Origin of the sequence: Pseudomonas sp. W15Feb34, assembly GCF_023127765.1 — a bacterium.
GTDB classification, from domain to species: domain Bacteria; phylum Pseudomonadota; class Gammaproteobacteria; order Pseudomonadales; family Pseudomonadaceae; genus Aquipseudomonas; species Aquipseudomonas synxantha_A.
In genome coordinates this window covers 1-19,915 of the sequence record NZ_SPKN01000019.1, presented here as the reverse complement: position 1 = coordinate 19,915, position 19,915 = coordinate 1, and the positions used below count along the sequence as shown (strand labels likewise).

Sequence of the window (19,915 nt, the reverse complement as noted above, 5' to 3'; positions counted from 1 at the left end):
GTGGGAGGGGGCTTGCTCCCGATAGCGGTGTGTCAGGCAATGCATGTATCACTGACCCGCCGCCATCGGGAGCAAGCCCCCTCCCACATGTAGAACGCGTGGGGCTTTAGTTGCTCTTCACCGCGTAATCCGGCTTCTTGTCATTGCCCGGGATGTAAGGGCTCCATGGCTGTGCCCGAATCGGTGCTTCGGTCTGCCACACCACCGAGAACTGCCCATCAGCCTGGATCTCGCCGATCATCACCGGCTTGTGCAGGTGGTGGTTGGTCTTGTCCATGGTCAGGGTAAAGCCCGACGGTGCGGCGAAGGTCTGGCCGCCCAGGGCTTCGCGCACTTTGTCGACGTCGGTGGACTTGGCTTTCTCTGCCGCCTGGGCCCACATATGGATGCCCACATAGGTGGCTTCCATCGGGTCGTTGGTCACGGCTTTGTCTGCGCCCGGCAGGTTGTGCTTCTTGGCGTAGGCTTTCCAGTCGGCGACGAATTTCTGGTTGACCGGGTTCTCCACCGACTGGAAGTAATTCCACGCCGCCAGGTTGCCCACCAGTGGTTTGGTGTCGATGCCGCGCAGTTCTTCTTCGCCCACCGAGAAGGCCACCACCGGTACTTCGGTGGCTTTCAAGCCCTGGTTGGCCAGCTCTTTGTAGAACGGTACGTTGGAGTCGCCATTGACGGTGGAGACCACAGCGGTCTTGCCGCCGGCGGAGAATTTCTTGATGTTGGCGACGATGGTCTGGTAATCGGCATGGCCGAACGGGGTGTAGACCTCTTCGATATCCTTATCCGCCACGCCTTTGGAATGCAGGAACGAGCGCAGGATCTTGTTGGTGGTGCGCGGGTACACGTAGTCGGTGCCCAGCAGGAAGAAGCGCTTGGCACTGCCGCCTTCTTCGCTCATCAGGTATTCCACTGCCGGAATCGCCTGCTGGTTCGGCGCCGCACCGGTGTAGAACACGTTCGGTGACATCTCTTCGCCTTCGTACTGCACCGGGTAGAACAGCAAACCGTTGAGTTCTTCGAACACCGGCAATACGGATTTGCGCGACACCGAGGTCCAGCAGCCAAACACCACGGCAACCTTGTCCTGGGTCAACAGTTGCCGGCCTTTTTCTGCGAACAGCGGCCAGTTGGACGCCGGGTCCACCACCACTGGTTCGAGCATCTTGCCGTTCACGCCGCCCTTGGCGTTGATCTCGTCGATGGTCATCAGCGCCATGTCTTTAAGCGAGGTTTCGGAGATCGCCATGGTCCCGGACAACGAGTGCAGGATGCCGACCTTGATGGTCTCGGCGGCCTGGACGGTCCAGGTCAAACCCATGGCGACAATGGATGCCGACAAAGTGAAAGCCTTGATCAAGCTGCGACGCTGCATGGTGCGATCTCCGTGGACTCAACACTGTTATGAGGGGAAAGTTGAGCAGGTGATTGCAAGCGCTGTGCCGAGTCGGAAAAAGGCATGAAATGGTCGCTTCGCCCAGGTCAGCGCATGGGAAATGCACCATGAAATGGCGGGTCGGTCTGCCAGGTGCGTGGCTGTGCGCTACAACGGGGCGCGCTCAACGCTTGCGCATCAAACCGATAAAAAACAGCCCGCCAATCGCCGCCGTCGCCACGCCAATCGGCAAGTCTTCGGGCGCTATCAGTGTGCGTGCGGCGACATCGACCCACACCAGGAACACACTGCCAAGCAGCACGCACACTGGCAGTAAACGCCGGTGTTCGGCACCTATCAGGCGCCGGGCGATGTGCGGCACCATCAGCCCGACAAAGCCGATAGAACCGCTGATGGACACCAGCACGCCGGTCATCAGCGAAGCGACCAGGAAGACTTTCAAGCGTACATTGCGTGCGTTCAAACCCAGGGTCACGGCGGTCTGCTCACCGGCCATCAACGCGTTGAGCGGGCGGGCCATGCCGAGCAGCAACAGCAATCCCAGCAGCACCGTGGTGGCGGGAATTGCCAGCAGTTCCCAGCGGGCCAGTCCCAGGCCGCCGAGCATCCAGAACATCACCGCCGAGGCGGCGCGGTGGTCACCCATGAACAGCAACAGGTTAGCCACCGCCATCATCACAAACGACACCGCTACACCGCACAGCAGCAGGCGATCACTTTCCAGGCGGCCGTTGCGACTGGCTACGGCCAGCACCACCAACATGCTCAGCAGCGCACCGATAAAGGCGGCGAGGGGCAAGGTCAGCAGGCCGATGATTTCACCCACATGCAGCACCACGATCACCGCGCCGAGGGTGGCGCCGGAGGTCACACCGAGCAGGTGCGGGTCGGCCAGCGAGTTACGCGTGACCGCCTGCAGCACTGCGCCAATCAGTGCCAGCCCGGCGCCTACCAGCGCCCCCAGTAGCATACGCGGCACACGGATCAGCCAGACGATATGTTCCTGGCCCACACTCCAGTCCACCACACCCAAGCCGAACACCTTGTTCAGCAAAATTCGCCACACCACGTCCACTGGCACCTGCGCCGAACCGAACCCCAGGGAGATCACGCAGGAGACCAGCAACAAGGCACCCAGGGCGCTTAATAACAGGACGTAGTGACGGGTGATCATTCGCCGTGAAACCCCTTGGCCAGGGTTTCAACCGCTAGCACGTTGTCGATGCTTGGTGTGGCTTGCATATAGGGGATCACGATGAAGTGCTGGTGCTTGATGGCCTCCACCGATTGCAGTGCAGGGTGGTCAAGCAGGAACTGTTTCTTCTGTTCGGCGGTGACCTCGCTGTAGTCAACGATCACGATGACTTGTGGGTTGCGCTCAACGACGGTTTCCCAGTTGACTCGGGTCCAGCTGGCGTCGATGTCATCGAGGATGTTGCGCCCGCCGGCGGCGTCGATCAGCGCCTGGGGCATGCCCAGGCGGCCCGAGGTCATGGCGCGGTCTTCGCCGCTGTCGTAAAGGAACACCCGTGGCTTGTCGGCGGGCAGGTCTTTTTGCACCTCGGCCACTTGCGCCTGCATCTGGGCGATAAGGGTATTGGCGCGATCCTGCACGTCGAAGATCCTGCCCAGGTTGCGCAGGTCGTTATAGGTATCGTCGAGGCTTGCGGCTGGGCGCTTCATCACGAACGCACATGACTCGGTCAACTCATACACATTGATGCCCAAGGGTTGCAGGGTGTAAGGCGTGAGGTCGCCGCCCACGCGCATACCGTAACCCCAGCCGGCGAAGAAGAAATCCACGTTGGCGTTGAGCAGGGTTTCCACCGACGGGTACTTGCTCGCCAGTTCCGGCAGGCCGTCGAGGAACGTGGCCATTTGCGGCGGTACTGACTTCCAGCCGGTCACGCCGCTGTAGCCGGCCATGCGTGGCTTGAGGCCCAGGGCGAGCATCATCTGGGTCATGTTGATGTCGTGGCTGACCGCGTGTTGTGGGGCTTGCTGGAAGGTCACGTCGCGGTTGCAACTTTTGATGGTCAGCGGGTATCGAGTGCTTTCGGCGAGTGCTTGGGCCGCGCCGAGCAACAGAGGCAGAGACAGCAGGACGCGCAGGATCATGGCTGGGTTATCCAAGTGATTCGTGGGTAGCCGTCCAAGGGGTGAGTGTCGATCAAGGCCTCGACGCCAAACACGTCGCGCAGCAACGCGGCGGTCAGCACTTCGTGGGGCGTGCCGCTGGCGACGATGCGCCCGTGGTGGATCACGTACAGGCGATCACAGAAGGCGGCGGCCAGGTTGAGGTCGTGGATGCTGGCCAGGGTGCCGATGTTCAAACGCCTGACCAGCCTGAGCAACTCAAGTTGATAACGCGGGTCGAGGTGGTTGGTCGGCTCGTCAAGGATCAACAGTTGCGGTTGCTGGGCCAGGGCGCGGGCAAGGATGACGCGCTGTTTTTCACCGCCGGACAGGGTCGCGAAGGCATGGTCCTCGAAGCCTTGCATGCCCACCGATTCCAGCGCTTGAAGGATCAGTTGCTGGTCGTGCAGTGTGTCGCTGTCGAACAAACCCTTGTGGGGTGTGCGCCCCATGGCGACCACCTCATCCACGCGTAAGCCGAAGGTATCGGGAAACTCCTGCAGCACCACGGCGATGCGTTGCGCGCACCACTTTGCGCTTTGCTTCCAGACATTCTGGTGCGCAAGCGATACATCACCGTGTTCTGGCCGGGTGAACCGATAGGCGCAGCGCAACAGGCTGGTCTTGCCACTGCCGTTAGGCCCGATCAGCCCGACAAACTCCCCGGCACCGACGCGCAGGCTGGCGTCACGCAGTTGGAACTGGTGATGGCAGTGGTTGTGGCCGGGTGGAGTCCAAGCCAGGTCGGTGAGGGTGAGTGAGGTCATTAGAAGGTGTAGTCCGCGGTAATGAACATGGAGCGAGGTACACCCAGAATCCACTGCTGCCCATCGTTGTATTGGCTGACCGCATAAGTGCGATCGAACAGGTTATTGAGTTGCAGGCCCAGCGTGGTGTTGCGCATGGCTTTCCACGACAACGTGGCATCGACCACGGTATAGCTCGGCAGCTCGCTCTGGTTGGCCATATCGGCATAGCGTGCGTCGACGTAACGCACACCGGCAGCGGCACGCACGTTGTCGGTCACGGCCTTGCTCAGCCACAGGTTTGCGGTGCGGCGCGGAACGTCCACCGGGCGGTTGCCGTCGCGGGAGACCTGTACGCCGTTGACGTCTTGTTTGAAATCGTCGTACTGCGCCCGCACGACGGCGGCGTTGGCTTGCAACTGCCAGGCGTGGGGCAGTTGCAAGTCGAGGCTGGCTTCCAGGCCGTTGGAGGATTGTTGGCCGACTTGCTGCTTGAAGTCCGGCTCACCCGGCACATCCGTCAGCAGCTTCTTTTTGACGATGTGGTAGGCGGCCAGGGTCCATTCTCCGCGGGCATCCCAGAACGCTTGTTTGATGCCAACCTCGGTCTGCTTGGCGGTAGACAGGTCGAACTGTTGCTGGCTCGGGCTCAGGGAGATCAGCCCGCCGACGCCGTCGGTGCTGGTGGCGTACTGGCCGTAGACCGAGGTGTCCGGGGTGATCGCGTAGACCAGGCCGGCTTTCCAGTTATTGCCGGTGAGGGTTTTGTCGGATTGGCCGCCAGTGCGCAGGTCGTCGCGGTCGATGTGCGCGTAGTCGCGGCGGATACCGGTGATCAGCGTGAGTTGGTCGGTCAACTGCAAGCGGTTTTCAGCAAAACCTGCGAAGGTTTTGGTCGTAGTGGAAAACACCGGTTTGAACGGGTCTTTACTGGCAAACGGCGCGGGCGCCGGGTGATACAGGTCGATGGGTTGGCCGGTTCCCGACACATCATTAAATGGCGTGTTGCTCGCCAGGCGGAAACGGATGCGGTTGTATTCCACGCCCGCTACGGTCTGGCTATCGAGGCCGAACAGGGTGTGCTTGAAGGTGAAGGTCTGGCGGTCGCCCACCTGTTCCTGATCGTGCTTGATACCGAAGTTGCCGCTGCGGGTCAGTTGGCCGTTGGTGAAATTGTAGTTCTCGGCGTTCTGCCAGCGACGCTGGTTTTTCAGGTAGTACAGCTCGTTGGTGGCGCTGACGTTGTCGTTGAGTTGCCACTCGCTGGTCAGGCGCGTCCACTGGTCGTTGTAGTGCTGGGTGTCGTTGCTGACGTTATAGTTCTTGTCGCGCAGGCCCTTGTGCAACTGGCCGTTGACCAGGGGCGTGCCGAAGTAGTTTTGTGGGCGCTGATCACCGTAGTCGCTGGCCAGGGTGAAACTCAGGTTGTCGGCTGGTTGCCAGCGCAGGGCGCCGCTGACGAAATCGCTGCTGGAATCGCCACGGTCGATGAAGCCGTTGCTGCGCAGGCGGTTGAGGTTCAAGCGGTAGCTCAAGGTGTCGGTCAGCGAGCCGCCGCTGTCGAGGGCTTGCTGCTGGCGGTCGTAGGAGCCGTAGCCAAGGCGGATATGGTTTTCGATCTCGCCCGCAAAGGGTTTTTTCGAGATCGTGTTGATCACCGCGCCGGTGGCGCCTTCGCCGTACAGCACCGAGGCCGGGCCGCGCAGCACGTCCACCCGTTCCACAGCCCAGCTGTCCACCGGGAAGGTCGAGGTGCCCATGCCGGTGTACATGCGGTTGCCGTCGTACAGCTGCATCACCGAGCTTTGGCCGGTAAACCCACGGGCCTGCAACGAGGTGCCGCCGTCGCCCGGCGTGCCGGTGCGGCTGATGCCGGTGGCGCGGGAGATGGCGTCCTGCACGCTGGCGTCGCCACGTTCGCGGATCTGGGCGCCGGTCTGGCTTTCAACGCTGCCGGGGGTTTGCAGCGCTGTGAGATTCAGGCGCGAACCGGCGGTGGTCGGGGTGTTGAGGTCAACGCGCTCACTATCCACTGCCGGTGCGGTAATGGGGCTGGCGGGCAGGGTCAGGGCCTGGGCGTTGGTATGCAGGGCGAGCAGGCACAGGCCGCTCGCAAGGTAGTTGTTCATCGGTCGATCAGTCGCTTCTTGAGAGGTACTCGCCGCAGGGCGCGGCGAGCAACGATAGCGCAGAAAGTGTTATAAGTTAACACTTATCGGCTGCGGGGCAAAAGTCTGCGCAAGGCTACACAAGCCCCCTAGATTGGGCATCTCGCCTGTTTCATGCGGAACCTGAAGCGGATTCACCTTGGCCAAAAAAGCGCGACAGCACCAGACGATCCAGTACCCACACCACGATCAGCGACGCCCCCACCAGCGGGAAAACAAGTGCCAGGCCCAGCATGATCACCATCGCGGTTTTCCACTTTGGCAGGTCATGACGCAACGGCGGAACACCCACGCCACCGGCAGGGCGACGCTTCCACCAGATCACCACGCCGCTGACCGCACTGAGCAGGATCATCAGGCAGATCACCAGCACGATCAGTTGGTTGACCCAGCCGAACATCTTGCCTTCATGCAGCATCACGCCGGTCTCGGTGGCGCGGGCGACCAGGTTGTAATGTTCCCAACGCACATCGGCCAGGACCTTGCCGGTGTACTGGTCCACATGCAGGGTGGCGTCATTGCGCGGGTCGTTGGCGAACACCGCGACGGTGAATACCCCCGTGGCGGTGGTGGGGAACGCGATGCTGTAGCCGGGCTCCACGCCGCGCGCATTGGCCAGGTCGACCACTTGTTGCAGGCGCACGCTTGGTGCGGCAGGACCTGAATGCATGGCGCCGTGGTTCATGTGTTCGGCGTGGTCGCCGGACATCGGCATCGGCGTGTTTTCCATGGCCCAGGGCACGGTCTGTTGGGTGGCCGTGTTGAGCACGCGCGCCTGCTGGTCGGACTGCGGCACGTTGTTCCACATCGCCGTCGGGAAGGTGTTCCACAGCTCGGCGTATTGCTTGCCCCAGAAACCGGTCCAGGTCATGCCGCTGAGCAGCATGACCAGCAGAAATGCCGCGCCCCAGAAGCCGGCGACAGCGTGCAGGTCACGCCAGAACAAGCGGCCACGGCTGTTGAGGCGCGGCCACAATACGCCAGCCGATGACTTGCCACGCGGCCACCACAGGTACAGGCCGGACACCACCAGCATGACGCCCCAGCCGGCGGCGAGTTCTATCAGGCGGTCGCCGGTGGTGCCGATCATCAGCTCGCCGTGCAGGGCGCGGGCAATGGCCTGCAGGTTGTATTTGGCGTCCTGCTCACCCAGGACTGTGCCGCGATACGGGTCGACGAATACGCCGATCTCGCGGCCCTGGTTGTGCATCACGAACTGCGCGCTGTTGGTGGCGTCGGCAGGCGGCAGGTATTTGCTGATCGCGGCCTGGGGGTAGGCGTCTTTGGCGCGTTGCAGCAGTTCGTCGGCGCTCAGAGCGTGCTCGGCGGCGGGTACGGTGAGCAGGTGGCCGTACATCAGCGGGTCGAGTTGGGGTTTGAACAGGTAGATGATGCCGGTCAGGGCCAGCAGCACCATGAAAGGGGCGACAAAGAGACCGGCGTAGAAGTGCCAGCGCCAGGCCAGGTTGTAGAAGGAGATCTTCGGTGTGCTCATCAGGGGCTCCGCAAGGCTTTTGATTTTTTTGTGTCGGTTACACCGCCATCGGGGGCAAGCCCCCTCCCACATTTGAAATGCGTTTCAAGTGTGGGAGGGGGCTTGCTCCCGATGCTGTTAGAAGCTCATGTCCACCTTGGTCCAGAGCGTACGCCCCGGCTCCTTGATGGCTTGCGGGTCATTCGCCGGGTAACCGAAGCCTGCGTTACCCGCCAGGTTCAAATGCTCGGCATAAGCCTTGCCGAACAGATTGTCGACTCCGGTACTGACCTTGAAGTTCTTATTGATGCGGTACGCAGCGTTGAGCGAAAACACGCAAAAACCGCCGCTCTTGTCGTAGTCCTTGCCGACCACGTTGCCCTTGTTCTGGTCGATGCGGTTTTGCGCCGCGACCACGCGCCACAAGGCGCCGGCACTCCAGTCGTCTTCGCTGTAGGTCAGGCCCAGGCGTGCATCCAGCGGCGGCATCTGCGGCAAGGCTTTGCCATCGCTGCTGTTCTTGCCCCAGGCGTAGGCGAGGCTGGCGTCGGCTTTCCAGTTGCGGCTCAGCTTGTAGGCCGCACCCAACTCGCCGCCCATGATGCGCGCGTCGACATTGCGCGCCTGGGAAGTGGTGCCCATCATGCCGGGCCGGTAGTCGAACAGGATGAAGTCGCGCACCTGGCCGACGTAACCCGAGGCCCAGGCTTCGAGGTCGGCGGTTTTGTATTGCGCGCCGAAATCCAGCTGCGTGGTCTTCTCGGGCTTCACGCCGTCAAAGGCATTCACCGAGCCGACCGCGCCGGTGTTGGGGGAGAACAGTTCCCAGTAATCCGGAAAGCGTTCAGCGTGCCCCAGGCCCGCATAGACGGTCGTGGGCGTGTCCGCCAGGTCGTGCTCATAGCGCACAAAGCCCGATGGCAAGGTGTCTGCGCGGGTGTCGTCGGCGGTGGGGTTGGGGCGGCTCATCATTGCCGAGCCGGTGCGTTGCCGAAAATCCTTGGCTGAGGCACGGTCCAGGCGGGCGCCGGTGATCAGGCGGTCGTTGTCGGCGGCGTACCAGGTCAGCTCGCCGAATACCCCGTAGTTGTGGAAGTTGGCGTCCTTGTTGCGCGGCAGGTCCTTGTAGGTGTCGATGCCCATGCTGCTGCGCGCGCGGTGCTCGTTGGTCTGCGCGTCCAGACCGCCGATCAGTTGCACATCGGCCCAGCGCCAGGTTGCCTTGATGCGACCGCCCAGGGTGCGACGGTCGACGTTGGAGGCCATGGGCCCGGCCATCATGCCGGTGCCCGAAGGGACGCGCAGGCTGTAGTTGTCCATGACGTGGTCGGCGTAGTTGTAGTAGACCTGGGCCTCGACCTTGTCCAGTACCTCGCCGAGGTTGGATTTTTCGAAGCGCAGCCCGAGGCTTTCGCGCAGGAATTGCGAGCCGTCCATACCGCGTCCGGCGTAGCGCGCTTCACCGTCGCCACGGCCGGCGGTGAGTTCCAGCAGCGTGTCGGCGTCGGGGGTGAACCCCACCGCCACATCGCCATTCCACTTGTCATAGCGCGAGGCGACAGTGTCGTTGTTGCCGTCCTTGTAATCGTCGGCATGGGCCTGGTTGCCGATCACCCGCACATAGCCCAACGGGCCTCCTGCAGCAGCATCGATAACCTTGTCGAAGCGCCCGTTGGAACCGGCCAGCACACTGGCATTGACCCGCGTGCCCAGCTCGCCGAACTGCTCGGGCTCACGCTCGAACAGGATCGTACCGGCCGACGCGCCCGGGCCCCAGAGTACGGTTTGCGGGCCTTTGATCACGGTGAGCTTGTCGTAGGTTTCCGGCGAAATATACGAAGTCGGCGCATCCATGCGGCCTGGGCAGGCGCCGAGCATCATGCCGCCGTTGGTAAGGATGTTCAGGCGCGAGCCGAACATGCCGCGCAGCACCGGGTCGCCGTTGGTGCCGCCGTTGCGCACCAGGGCGAAGCCGGGGATGGTCTTGAGGTAGTCGCCGCCATCGCTGGCGGGCACCGGCTGGCGTGGATCCTTGGGGTTGGTGACAACGGTGAGGGGCGAGCTGGGGGCGATCGCGGTGATCACCGTGGGGCTCAGCTCGTGCTCGTGCGCATGGGCGTAGGGGGCAAGCAGTGCGCCGCACAGAACGGCGAAAACAGGGGCAGCGCCCAAACGGGTGTCAGCAGAAAACCTGGACATGACAAGTTCCATCAATCAATCGTAAACAACACGGCCAGCAGCCTGCGGCTGTCTAATTGAAGTCGGCCGGGGTGAAGTAACGCGGTGAAGGGCTTACGAGACGATGGGCGGCGCACGACTGCGGGCGCCGGGGAAGATGCTCTGCCGAGCATGGCCCAGGCGTGGCGCGGCGATGAGCGCGTTGGCTGGCGGCGGGGTGCCAAGCGTTACGCAGGAGACGCTACCGGGCAGGGCCGGGCAACTGAACAGCAGGCTGCAATAGCCGCATTTCTCCCAGAGAACATGATGTTCGTCAGGGGTTTTGGTCGGCTTGGGTTCGCCGTGGCACGCGGGCATGTCCATGGACATACCCGCGTGATGATCCATCGGCATCGCTTGGGAAATCAGCGGACAGATAAAGATCATCAGCATGGCGAACAGGCTGATCCAACTGCCGCGCATCAGACGGCGGTGCGGAGACAACCTGGCGCGGGGGGCGCCCATCGGGTAGGTCTAGTGAGTGTGCTTATGCTCGTGCGTGGCCATCGGCGGGACCTTCTGCACCGACACTTGCACCTGAACCTTGCCTGCTTTCTCGAAGGTCAGGGTCAGTGGGAATTGCTTGCCATCGGCCAACAGGCTGCGGTCTTTGAGGCCCAGCAGCATCACGTGATAAGCCATCGGCGCGAAGGTCAGCTCACCCTTGGCCGGTACGGCAACGCTGGGCACTTGCTGCATCTTCATCAAGTCGCCTTGCATCACATGCTCGTGCAGCTCGGCTTTCTCCGCGACGCTGGTTTCAACGCTGAGCAGGCGATCCGGAGCAGCCCCGGTGTTATGAATCACAAAGTAGGCCGCCACGGTCGGCGCATTCGGTGGCAGCTCCTGGGACCAGGGATCGCTCACCAACAGGTCGCCGGCCTTGTAGTCATCGGCATTGGCAGCACTGAACACCGGCAACAGCAACGCAGCCAGAAGCAGGGAAGATTTAAGCATGGCAGTTCTCCAGAACGGTTCTAAACGCAGTTCACTTGCGAAGAAGATCAGACCGTTGGGGAGGCGCGAGGGTTAAGGCTTGGCCATTGCTGGCGCGGGGTGGGATTGCGCAATAAGCGTGGCGGCAGGCTCTGCACCGCCTCGAAGCGCGTCACATACAGCTGCGGCACATGCCCCGGCAACGCCACCAACGGCGCCGAGCCCGAGCAACACCAGCAATGCTGCATGGCAGAGTGATCGTCCGGCGCTGCCGGGATTTCCAGCTTGCCCAGGGCAATCGCCTTCAGGCTGGCACCATTGGACGAACAGAACCCACCCCACATCAGACGCTTGACCGGATCATCAGTCTGCTGCATCGCACTGGCCAACGGCATGGCAAACGCATTGAACAGCACTGCAAGGCAGGCGATCCAGGCAATTGCAAAGCGTTGACGGGCCATGGCGGATAATCCGTAGGGTTAAACGATCAGGGGGTATTTAGCCTGATCGGGGGGGATAAGTAAAAAGGGGCGGTGTGGTTTGGTGTCGCAGTGCTGGATTTGAGCGTAGACGGGAATTGAGTGGATGAGGATCTTCAGGGCTGCGCAGGTCAAATGTGGGAGGGGGCTTGCTCCCGATCGCGGTGTGTCAGTTACTGATTTGTGGCTGATCCGCCGCCATCGGGAGCAAGCCCCCTCCCACATTAGGTCGGTGTTGCTCAGAGGGGGTGTATTGCCTGCAGCACCGCAGCTACGGTTGTGAATTCTCGATCTACGGTAGCCAGCACCGGCCGCTTCAGCACCAATACCGGCACGCCACGCTCACGCGCCACTTCCAGCTTCGGTTCGGTGGCGGTGCTGCCGCTGTTCTTGCTGATCAGTACATCGATCCTGCGCCGTTCGAATAAAGCCCGCTCATCCTCGATCAGAAACGGTCCGCGCGCGCCGATCACTTCACACCGCGCATTCCCCGGATAAACGTCCAGTGCGCGCAGCGTCCAGAACTGGTCGGCGGGGATTTCATCCAGATGCTGCAAGGGTTCGCGGCCCAGGGTGAACAATGGGCGCTTGAAAGGTTTCAACGCGGCTATCAGGGCGGCCCAGTCAGGCACTTCCCGCCAGTCATCCCCCACTTGCGGATGCCACGCCGGACGTCGCAACGCCCAGCAAGGCACATCGCTCAATCGCGCCGCCTGGGCCGCGTTGTGGCTGATCTGCGCCGCATACGGATGCGTGGCATCGAGAATCAGGCTGATACGCTCGTCACGAACAAACTGCGCGAGCCCTTCAGCGCCTCCATAACCCCCGACTCGAACCTGGCAGCTCAGGTCGGTCGGCACACGGCCCACGCCCGCCAGGCTGTAGATATGCTCAGGCCCCAGGGTGCGGGCAATGGCCAGCGCCTCCGTCACGCCGCCCAGCAACAGAATTCTTTTCATAGGGGCTTGATCACTTCCAATAGCGTGATCGGCAATGCCTGGCGCCAGGTATCGAACTCGCCCAATGGCTGCGCCTGGGCCACGTGGATGCGGGTCAGTTCGCCGCCGTGCTCGGCGCGCCAGTTCATCAAGGTCATTTCACTTTGCAGGGTCACGGCATTGGCCACCAACCGCCCGCCGGGGCGCAGGTGTTGCCAGCAGGTGTCGAGCACGCCTTCGCGGGTGACGCCGCCGCCGATGAAGATGGCGTTCGGTGCTTCCAGACCGCTTAACGCATCCGGCGCCTTGCCGCGAATCAGTTGCAGGCCGGGCACGCCGAGGGCGTCGCGGTTGTGTTCGATCAGGCTTTGGCGGCCTGCGTCGGCCTCGATTGCCACGGCGCGGCAGCTTGGATGCGTGCGCATCCATTCAATGCCGATGGAGCCGCTGCCCGCGCCCACGTCCCACAGCAGTTCGCCGGGCATGGGGGCGAGGCGGGCGAGGGTCATGGCGCGCACGTCGCGTTTGGTCAGTTGGCCATCGTGCTTGAAGGCCGCGTCGGGCAAACCTGCAAGGCGTGACAGACGTGGTGCGTTCGTATCCGCCAGGCAGTCGATGGCGACCAGGTTCAAAGCGGCAACCTCGGCGTGTTCCCACGATTGCGCGTGCCCGTCGATGCGCCCCTCAGCCGGGCCGCCCAGGTGTTCAAACACAGTAATCCGGCTGGGGCCGAAACCGCGTTCGGCCAACAACGCAGCCATCAAAGCGGGGCTGCTGCCGTCATTGCTCAAGACCAACAAGCGCACGCCAGCGGCCAGATGCGCATTAAGTGCCGCCAACGGACGAGCGACCACCGATAGCGTCACCACCTCCTGCAACGGCCAGCCCAGGCGCGCTGCCGCCAGGGACACCGACGATGGCGCCGGCAAAATCAACAATTCTTCAGCTGCCACTTGCCGGGCCAGGCTGGCGCCGACGCCATAGAACATCGGGTCGCCACTGGCCAAGACGCACACAGGCTCCCCGCGCCGCGACAACACCGGCTCCAGGGAAAACGGGCTCGGCCACACCTGGCGTTCGCCACGAATACACACCGGCAAAAGGTCCAACTGGCGTTGGCCGCCTATAATCCGCGTGGCGCGCAACAGGGCGTGCCGGGCATTCCTGCCCAGGCCCTTGAAGCCGTCTTCACCGATGCCTACAACCGTCAGCCAGGGCGACATATCAATTCCTTGAGCGACATCCGACGGGCAGGCTTTTCATGCCGCCGGACAAAGCAGGCATAATACCGCGCCTTTACCCGTCAACCGGTAGCCCCGTGAACCCAACGCCCGCTGTGAATACCATGCGCCCCTCGGCTTGTCCGGGGTTGCTGCGTATTGTCCAGGCGTTGGACGGCGGTATTTGCCGGATCAAACTGGCCGGTGGTTCGATCACCGCCGCCCAGGCCCACGCCGTGGCGGACGCAGCCCAGGCGTATGCGGGCGGGGTGATCGAGGCGACCAATCGCGCCAATCTGCAGATCCGCGGCATCGGCGCCGAGCAGGAGGCGTTGATCGCCCGGCTGCTAGCGGCGGGCCTGGGCCCCAGCAACGCGGGCGGTGACGACGTGCGCAACCTGATGCTCAGCCCCAGCGCCGGCATCGACCCGCAGATGCTGTTCGACACCCGCCCGCTGGCCACGCAGATTCTTGCCACCTTGCAAAACCATGCGCGGTTCCACCAGCTGTCGGCCAAGTTCGCGATACAACTCGATGGCGGTGAAGCCCTGGCGATGCTGGAGCATCACCATGACCTGTGGCTGTCGGCGTTTGTGCGCGATGGTCAGACGCTGTTGGCGTTCGGCCTGGCCGGTTGTCCGGGGCTGGATGCGCCCGTGGCAGCAGTGCCGCTGGACCAGGGGCATGCGCTGGTGGTGGCGGTGCTGGAGGCCTTTCTCGACCTGGCGACGCCCGAGCAAACACGTATGCGTCATCTGCCTGTGGATAACTTGTTGGGCCGCCTGAGGCTGCCGCTGTTGTCGGCGCAGGGCTTCAAGCGCCCGGCCAGTGGTGCGTTGTTGCACATCGGCAGTTATCCACAGGCCCAAAAGAATCAGTTTTACGTCGCGGCAGTCGCGCCATTGGGCCGCCTGGATTCGCTGATGCTCCAGGGCGCCGCGCAACTGGCCAGCGAGTACGGCGATGGCACGTTGCGCTTCACGCCCTGGCAGGGCGTGCTACTGCCCAACATTGAACGCGTTGGCGCCGTGACCGAACGCCTGGCGCAACTGGGCTTTGTGTGTTCAATCGACCAACCCCTGGCGCGCATGATTGCCTGCACGGGTTCCAGCGGTTGCGGCAAGGGCCTGGCCGATACCAAGGCCGACGCGGTGCAACTGGCCGCCCTGCAACCCGGCGTCGAAGCGCACCTGTCCGGCTGCCCGCGCTCATGCGCCGCCGCGCACACCGCGCCGGTCACGTTGCTTGCGGTGAGCCCCGGCCATTACGACCTCTATTTTCGCGATGCAGCCCACTCGGGTTTCGGTCGGCTGCACGCGCGCACTCTTTCCATTGAAGCGGCGGGCGCCCTGTTACGCGCTCGCCCACGGAGCAACACCGATGATTGATTACATCCGCGACGGTCAGGAGATCTATCGCAACTCCTTTGCCATTATTCGCGCGGAAGCCAACCTGGACCGCATCCCGGCCGATCTGGAAAAACTCGCGGTGCGGGTGATTCATGCGTGCGGCATGGTCGAGGCCATCGACGGTCTGCAATTTTCCGAAGGGGCCGGCAAGGCCGGGCGCGATGCGCTGGCTGCTGGCGCGCCGATCCTGTGTGATGCGCGGATGGTCTCCGAGGGCGTGACCCGTGCGCGTCTGCCGGCCAATAACGAAGTGATCTGCACCCTGCGCGACGACAGCGTGCCGCAGCTGGCGCGGGAGCTGGGCAACACCCGTTCCGCTGCCGCCCTGGAGCTGTGGCGCCCGTACCTGGAAGGCAGCGTGGTGGTGATCGGCAACGCGCCGACCGCCTTGTTCTACCTGCTGGAAATGCTCGACGCCGGCGCGCCGAAACCGGCGCTGATCCTGGGGTTCCCGGTCGGTTTCGTCGGCGCCGCCGAATCCAAGGCCATGCTTGCCGCCGACAGCCGTGGCGTACCCTTCGTGATCATGCAAGGCCGCCTGGGCGGTAGCGCAATGGCTGCCGCCGCCGTCAACGCCCTGGCCACGGAGGTCGAATAATGCAGGTGCGCGGACGTTTGATCGGGCTGGGCGTAGGCCCCGGTGACCCGGAACTGATCACCCTCAAGGCCCTGCGCCTGCTGCGTGAATCGCCGGTGGTGGCGTATTTCGTGGCCAAGGGCAAGAAGGGCAACGCTTTCGGCATCATCGAAGGCCACCTGGTGCCACAGCAGACCCTGATGCCGCTGGTGTACCCGGTCACCACTGAAGCGCTGCCGGCGCCGCTGTCCTATGAACAAGTGATCAGCGACTTCTACGACAACGCCAGCCTCGACGTGGCCGCGCACCTGGACGCGGGCCGCGATGTGGCGGTGATCTGCGAAGGTGATCCGTTCTTCTACGGCTCCTACATGTACCTGCATGACCGCCTTGCCGAGCGCTACGAAGCCCAGGTAATTCCGGGCGTGTGTTCGATGCTCGGTGGCGCTTCGGTGCTCGGCGCGCCGTTGGTGTATCGCAACCAGAGCTTGTCGGTGCTCTCGGGCGTGTTGCCCCATGATGACCTCAAGCGCCGCCTGGCGGATGCCGATGCCGCAGTGATCATGAAGCTGGGGCGCAACTTCCCGAAGGTGCGCCAGGTGTTGGAAGAGCTGGGCCTGGCCGAACGTGCGTTGTACGTGGAGCGCGCCACCATGGCCAACCAGAAGATCGTGCCGCTGGACCAGGTGGAGCCGATGTCGTCGCCGTATTTCTCGCTGATCATCGTGCCCGGTGAAAGGTGGCAAGGTTGATGACTCCGGCGATTGTGATTCTGGGCCAAGGCAGTTTGGCCACGGCGCGCAAGATCCAGCAGGTTTACCCTGGCGCGTTGATCCACGGCCTGGCCGCTCGGGTTGAAGGGGCGGACCAGAGCTACAGCGAGTTCGGCGCGACGCTGCGCCAGCTCTACCAGCAAGGCACGCCGCTGATTGCCCTGTGCGCGGCCGGCATTGTGATTCGCACCTTGGCGCCGCTGCTGCTGGAAAAAGGCGCGGAACCCGCCGTGCTGGCCGTGGCAGAAGACGGCAGCGCCGTGGTGCCGCTGCTGGGTGGCCTGGGCGGGGTGAATGTGATGGCGCGGGACATCGCCGCGGCATTGGGCGTATCTGCGGCAATCACCACCAGTGGCGAACTGCGTTTTGGCACCTGCCTGCTCAACCCGCCGACGGGGTATCAACTGGCGGACATTGAACTGGGCAAGCGCTTTGTCTCGGACCTTTTGGCCGGTGAGTCGGTACGCGTCGAAGGCGTGGCGCCGTGGCTGGATCAAGCCAATCTGGCCCAGGACCCACAGGCGCGCCTGGCGATTCATGTGGGCAGTGCCGAGCGCCCACCGGCAGCGAACGAGCTGCTGATTTATCCGCAAAACGTCTGCATTACCTGCAAGCCTGGTGCGCGGTTGGCTGAGCGCGTGCGCACTGCGCTGCATGAGGCGGGGATCGCGGTGCAAGCCGTGGCCTGCCTGTTGGCCAGCGACCTGCAGATGGCCGACGCCTCATTGCATGAAGCTGCGCTGGCGTTGGGTGTGCCGCTGCGTTTTGCCCCGGTGACGCCCGTTGCGGACATCAGCATTACCGTGGCCGAACAGCCCTTGGACGTGTCGCAGGTGGGACGCCCCCGTGGCCGTCTCGCAGTGATCGGCCTGGGTCCCGGCGCGGCCGAGTTGATGGTGCCGGCGGTCAAGGCGGAACTGGCGCGTTGCACCGATGTGCTGGGGTATGAAACCTATGTGCGCATGGCCGGGCCGTTCCGTGACGATCAAGTGCAACACTGCACCGACAACCGCGAAGAAATGCAGCGCGCTCGCCATGCTTTCGAGCTGGCTGCGCAGGGGCGTTCGGTGGTGGTGGTATCGTCCGGCGACCCGGGTGTATTCGCCATGGCCGCCGCGGTGATCGAGGCGCTGCACGACTCCACGGACCCGGCCTGGCATCAGGTCGACCTGGAAATCCTGCCGGGGGTTTCTGCCTCCCTGGCCACCGCTGCCCAGGCCGGTGCACCCTTGGGGCATGACTTCTGCGTCATGTCGCTGTCGGATAACCTCAAGCCCTGGTCGATCATTGAAAAGCGCCTGGACCTGGCTTCCCAGGCCGATCTGGCCCTGGCGTTCTACAACCCGATCTCGCGTTCGCGGCCCTGGCAACTGGGGCGTGCCCTGGAGATCGTCGGCCTGCACCGCACGCCCGATACGCCGGTGGTGCTGGGCCGCGACATCGGCCGCCCGGGCCAGACGCTACGCGTCACCACCCTGGGCCAATTGACGCCCGAGCAGGTGGACATGCGCACCATGGTGCTGATCGGCTCGTCCACCACCTGCGTGTTCCCGCGTGCCGGTGGCGGGGCGTGGGTGTACACGCCGCGTTGGTACGGCGACAAACCCGCCTCCTGAAAACGGCCCGCTGGCCGCCGGAAAGCTCCGAATGACCCTGGGATTCTCCTGAGGTTGTTCGGGGCTTTTTCTTTTTTTTACGGTGAAAACCGCAAGCCTGCCGGCTGTGCCTTGTGATTGCTGGGCACTGGGTTTTGACCGGTGCCACCAAGGCATGTTTGTCGCATGGAAAGCCCTCCGCCCGCTGGACTAGTGTGAAGGAAAGCCCCATGTCGGGTGCTTGTGGAGAACTGAAAAATGGAGCGACGTCACAGAAGGATCAACACTATCAAACGGCGCAAGCTGATTGCCGCCTACAAGTTGCCGGGGGCGCCAGGAGCGCACGCGGCGTTACCCCTGGACACTGACGACGACTGCAATGCGGCGGTGGTCAACAACGGGGTGATTTCCTTCGCCGAGGGGCTGTCTGGGCTGAACCGCGAATACATTCGCAAGAGTTACCTGCTGGCCAGCAGTTACGTGAGCGATGTATTGAAAGTACATCGGGGCACCGAGGCGTGGTACGACGAATTTATCAAGGTCATGGTCAGTCTTGGCTGGCTGCCGGTGCGCAGCAGTTTCGAGCGGGTCTCACGCTCCGGCAAGGGGCTGACGGTGCAATTGGCGGCGCTGAATATTATCGGCGCGCTGCTGGCGTCGATGTCACTGTCGGGGCCGCTGGTTACCGCGCTGCCCAAACTGGCCGCCGATGCGCTGGAGGCATTGAAGCGGCAGCCGGCGTCTTTTGATTTGTTCAAGCGCAATAGCGCGGTGCATGAGGGCGGTGACTTCGGCGTGGCGTCCTGCGCCGAAACCAATGGTGAAGTGATGATGGTGCTGGTGACCTTCAGCAGCCACGGCGTGAACAAACAGGTGGGAGTGCCGTTCCTTGAATGGGACAGCTCATCGTTCGAGGCTTTCAGCGGGCAAACCTGCCTGGTGCTGAACACCTCGGTGGTCAACGAAAAAACCATCCAGCTGATGCGCGAAAGCGCCGGTGACAAGGTGCAGCTGGCGATTGCCAAATACCGGATCTAAGGCACCAGGTAGCCGCGAACCCCGGTAAAAATGATTTGCGCGGCCAGGGCGCATACGAACAGGCCCATCAACCGGCTGACAATCTGCAAGCCCTGGTCGCCGAGAATCCGTTCGATACGGTTGGACAGGTACAGCACCACACCCACTGTGAGGCTGGCCAAGGCGATGCTGAGGATGGCGGTGAGCTTGTCGTCCCAGTGGGGCTGGCTCACGCCCATCACCAGCAGCGCACCGATGGTGCCTGGGCCGACAGTGAGCGGGATGGTCAGCGGCACGATGGTCACGTCCTGCTGCACGTTGTCGGTCTGCACCGCCGACTTGCCCTGAGCCATGCCCAGGGCCGAGATAAACAACACGCTGCCGGCGCCGATACGGAACGCGTCCACGGTAATGCCGAACACGCTGAAAATCACCCTGCCGAACAGGTAGAGCAACACGCTCGATACCAGAGTCGCCAGTGCGACTTTCCAGGCCAGGCGCCGACGTTCCTTGCTGGAATAGCCACGGGTCAGGCTGATAAAGCAGGACAGCACAAAAAACGGGCTGTAGAGCACCAGCATCTTCAGGTAAACGCTGAATAACACATGGAGCATGGGGGCGGCTCGCGGGCGGGGGAAGTGTGGAGGAGTCTATCCGACAGAGATCAAATGTGGGAGCTGGCTTGAACTGCGATAGCCATAGGTATCTACACAATTTTGTAGGTTGTAGCAGCCGACGGTAACCACGATGCGAAGCGAGTCGCTTTTGATCTGCTTTTGATCTTCGGCGCCCCGTTAAACCACGCTGGCCGGAATTCGACAGGGATTTGGGGGGTAA

Annotated in this window: 18 protein-coding genes; 5 read left to right on the top strand and 13 right to left on the bottom strand. The window is 62.9% G+C overall.

All coding sequences use genetic code 11. The features are described from left to right. Window positions 1-106: 106 nt before the first annotated feature. From urtA to cbiE, 12 genes are all read right to left on the bottom strand, one after another. Window positions 107-1,372 (bottom strand): urea ABC transporter substrate-binding protein, encoded by a 1,266-nt coding sequence (gene urtA, locus E4O97_RS08185; protein ID WP_032878139.1) that lies wholly within the window; start codon window positions 1,370-1,372, stop codon window positions 107-109. 184 nt (window positions 1,373-1,556) lie between these two features. Further along, window positions 1,557-2,567 (bottom strand): iron ABC transporter permease, encoded by a 1,011-nt coding sequence (locus E4O97_RS08180; RefSeq protein ID WP_032878137.1) that lies wholly within the window; start codon window positions 2,565-2,567, stop codon window positions 1,557-1,559. Next, window positions 2,564-3,511, bottom strand: coding sequence for an ABC transporter substrate-binding protein (locus tag E4O97_RS08175; protein ID WP_248161119.1), 948 nt, complete (start codon window positions 3,509-3,511; stop codon window positions 2,564-2,566). The genes E4O97_RS08180 and E4O97_RS08175 overlap by 4 nt, the downstream gene beginning before the upstream one ends. Continuing rightward, window positions 3,508-4,296, bottom strand: coding sequence for an ABC transporter ATP-binding protein (locus E4O97_RS08170; protein WP_078820168.1), 789 nt, complete (start codon window positions 4,294-4,296; stop codon window positions 3,508-3,510). Before E4O97_RS08170 ends, E4O97_RS08175 begins: the two co-directional genes overlap by 4 nt. Continuing rightward, window positions 4,296-6,404, bottom strand: a complete 2,109-nt coding sequence (locus tag E4O97_RS08165; RefSeq protein ID WP_248161118.1) for a TonB-dependent receptor — start codon at window positions 6,402-6,404, stop codon at window positions 4,296-4,298. Before E4O97_RS08165 ends, E4O97_RS08170 begins: the two co-directional genes overlap by 1 nt. Window positions 6,405-6,555: 151 nt before the next feature. Beyond that, window positions 6,556-7,938, bottom strand: coding sequence for a PepSY domain-containing protein (locus tag E4O97_RS08160; protein ID WP_248161117.1), 1,383 nt, complete (start codon window positions 7,936-7,938; stop codon window positions 6,556-6,558). Between the two features lie 117 nt (window positions 7,939-8,055). Continuing rightward, window positions 8,056-10,116, bottom strand: coding sequence for a TonB-dependent copper receptor (locus tag E4O97_RS08155; protein WP_248161116.1), 2,061 nt, complete (start codon window positions 10,114-10,116; stop codon window positions 8,056-8,058). Window positions 10,117-10,209: 93 nt separating this feature from the next. Continuing rightward, on the bottom strand, window positions 10,210-10,599 hold the full coding sequence (locus E4O97_RS08150) for a DUF2946 domain-containing protein (RefSeq protein ID WP_248161115.1): 390 nt from the start codon (window positions 10,597-10,599) through the stop codon (window positions 10,210-10,212). A gap of 9 nt (window positions 10,600-10,608) precedes the next feature. Beyond that, a complete protein-coding gene (locus E4O97_RS08145) occupies window positions 10,609-11,091 on the bottom strand; it encodes a copper chaperone PCu(A)C (RefSeq protein WP_032878127.1) in 483 nt (160 codons plus the stop codon). A gap of 47 nt (window positions 11,092-11,138) precedes the next feature. After that, window positions 11,139-11,531 carry a DUF2946 domain-containing protein gene (locus E4O97_RS08140; RefSeq protein ID WP_005784364.1) on the bottom strand — a complete coding sequence of 131 codons (393 nt, stop codon included), beginning with the start codon at window positions 11,529-11,531 and terminating at the stop codon, window positions 11,139-11,141. Window positions 11,532-11,788: 257 nt separating this feature from the next. After that, window positions 11,789-12,508, bottom strand: a complete 720-nt coding sequence (locus tag E4O97_RS08135; protein WP_078820173.1) for a cobalt-precorrin-6A reductase — start codon at window positions 12,506-12,508, stop codon at window positions 11,789-11,791. Beyond that, window positions 12,505-13,710, bottom strand: a complete 1,206-nt coding sequence (gene cbiE, locus E4O97_RS08130) for a precorrin-6y C5,15-methyltransferase (decarboxylating) subunit CbiE (RefSeq protein WP_248161114.1) — start codon at window positions 13,708-13,710, stop codon at window positions 12,505-12,507. The genes E4O97_RS08135 and cbiE overlap by 4 nt, the downstream gene beginning before the upstream one ends. A 38-nt stretch (window positions 13,711-13,748) precedes the next feature. On the opposite strand from cbiE, the gene cobG reads away from it, so the two are divergent. The 5 genes from cobG (at window position 13,749) to E4O97_RS08105 (ending at window position 19,099) form a co-directional block, all read left to right on the top strand. Further along, window positions 13,749-15,095 carry a precorrin-3B synthase gene (cobG, locus tag E4O97_RS08125; protein WP_248161113.1) on the top strand — a complete coding sequence of 449 codons (1,347 nt, stop codon included), beginning with the start codon at window positions 13,749-13,751 and terminating at the stop codon, window positions 15,093-15,095. Then, entirely contained in the window at window positions 15,088-15,714 is a 627-nt protein-coding gene (locus E4O97_RS08120; RefSeq protein WP_032878122.1) for a precorrin-8X methylmutase, read from the top strand. The genes cobG and E4O97_RS08120 overlap by 8 nt, the downstream gene beginning before the upstream one ends. Continuing rightward, the gene (locus E4O97_RS08115) at window positions 15,714-16,445 is read left to right on the top strand and encodes a precorrin-2 C(20)-methyltransferase (protein WP_005784378.1); all 732 of its coding nucleotides are present in this window, start codon (window positions 15,714-15,716) and stop codon (window positions 16,443-16,445) included. Before E4O97_RS08120 ends, E4O97_RS08115 begins: the two co-directional genes overlap by 1 nt. Further along, complete coding sequence (gene cobJ, locus E4O97_RS08110) at window positions 16,445-18,082, top strand: precorrin-3B C(17)-methyltransferase (RefSeq protein ID WP_248161111.1); 1,638 nt, start codon at window positions 16,445-16,447, stop codon at window positions 18,080-18,082. Before E4O97_RS08115 ends, cobJ begins: the two co-directional genes overlap by 1 nt. Window positions 18,083-18,319: 237 nt before the next feature. Next, entirely contained in the window at window positions 18,320-19,099 is a 780-nt protein-coding gene (locus E4O97_RS08105) for a hypothetical protein (RefSeq protein WP_078820177.1), read from the top strand. Here the strand turns inward: E4O97_RS08105 and E4O97_RS08100 are convergent. Further along, a complete protein-coding gene (locus E4O97_RS08100) occupies window positions 19,096-19,692 on the bottom strand; it encodes a MarC family protein (RefSeq protein ID WP_003171467.1) in 597 nt (198 codons plus the stop codon). The genes E4O97_RS08105 and E4O97_RS08100 overlap by 4 nt on opposite strands. Window positions 19,693-19,915: the final 223 nt, after the last annotated feature.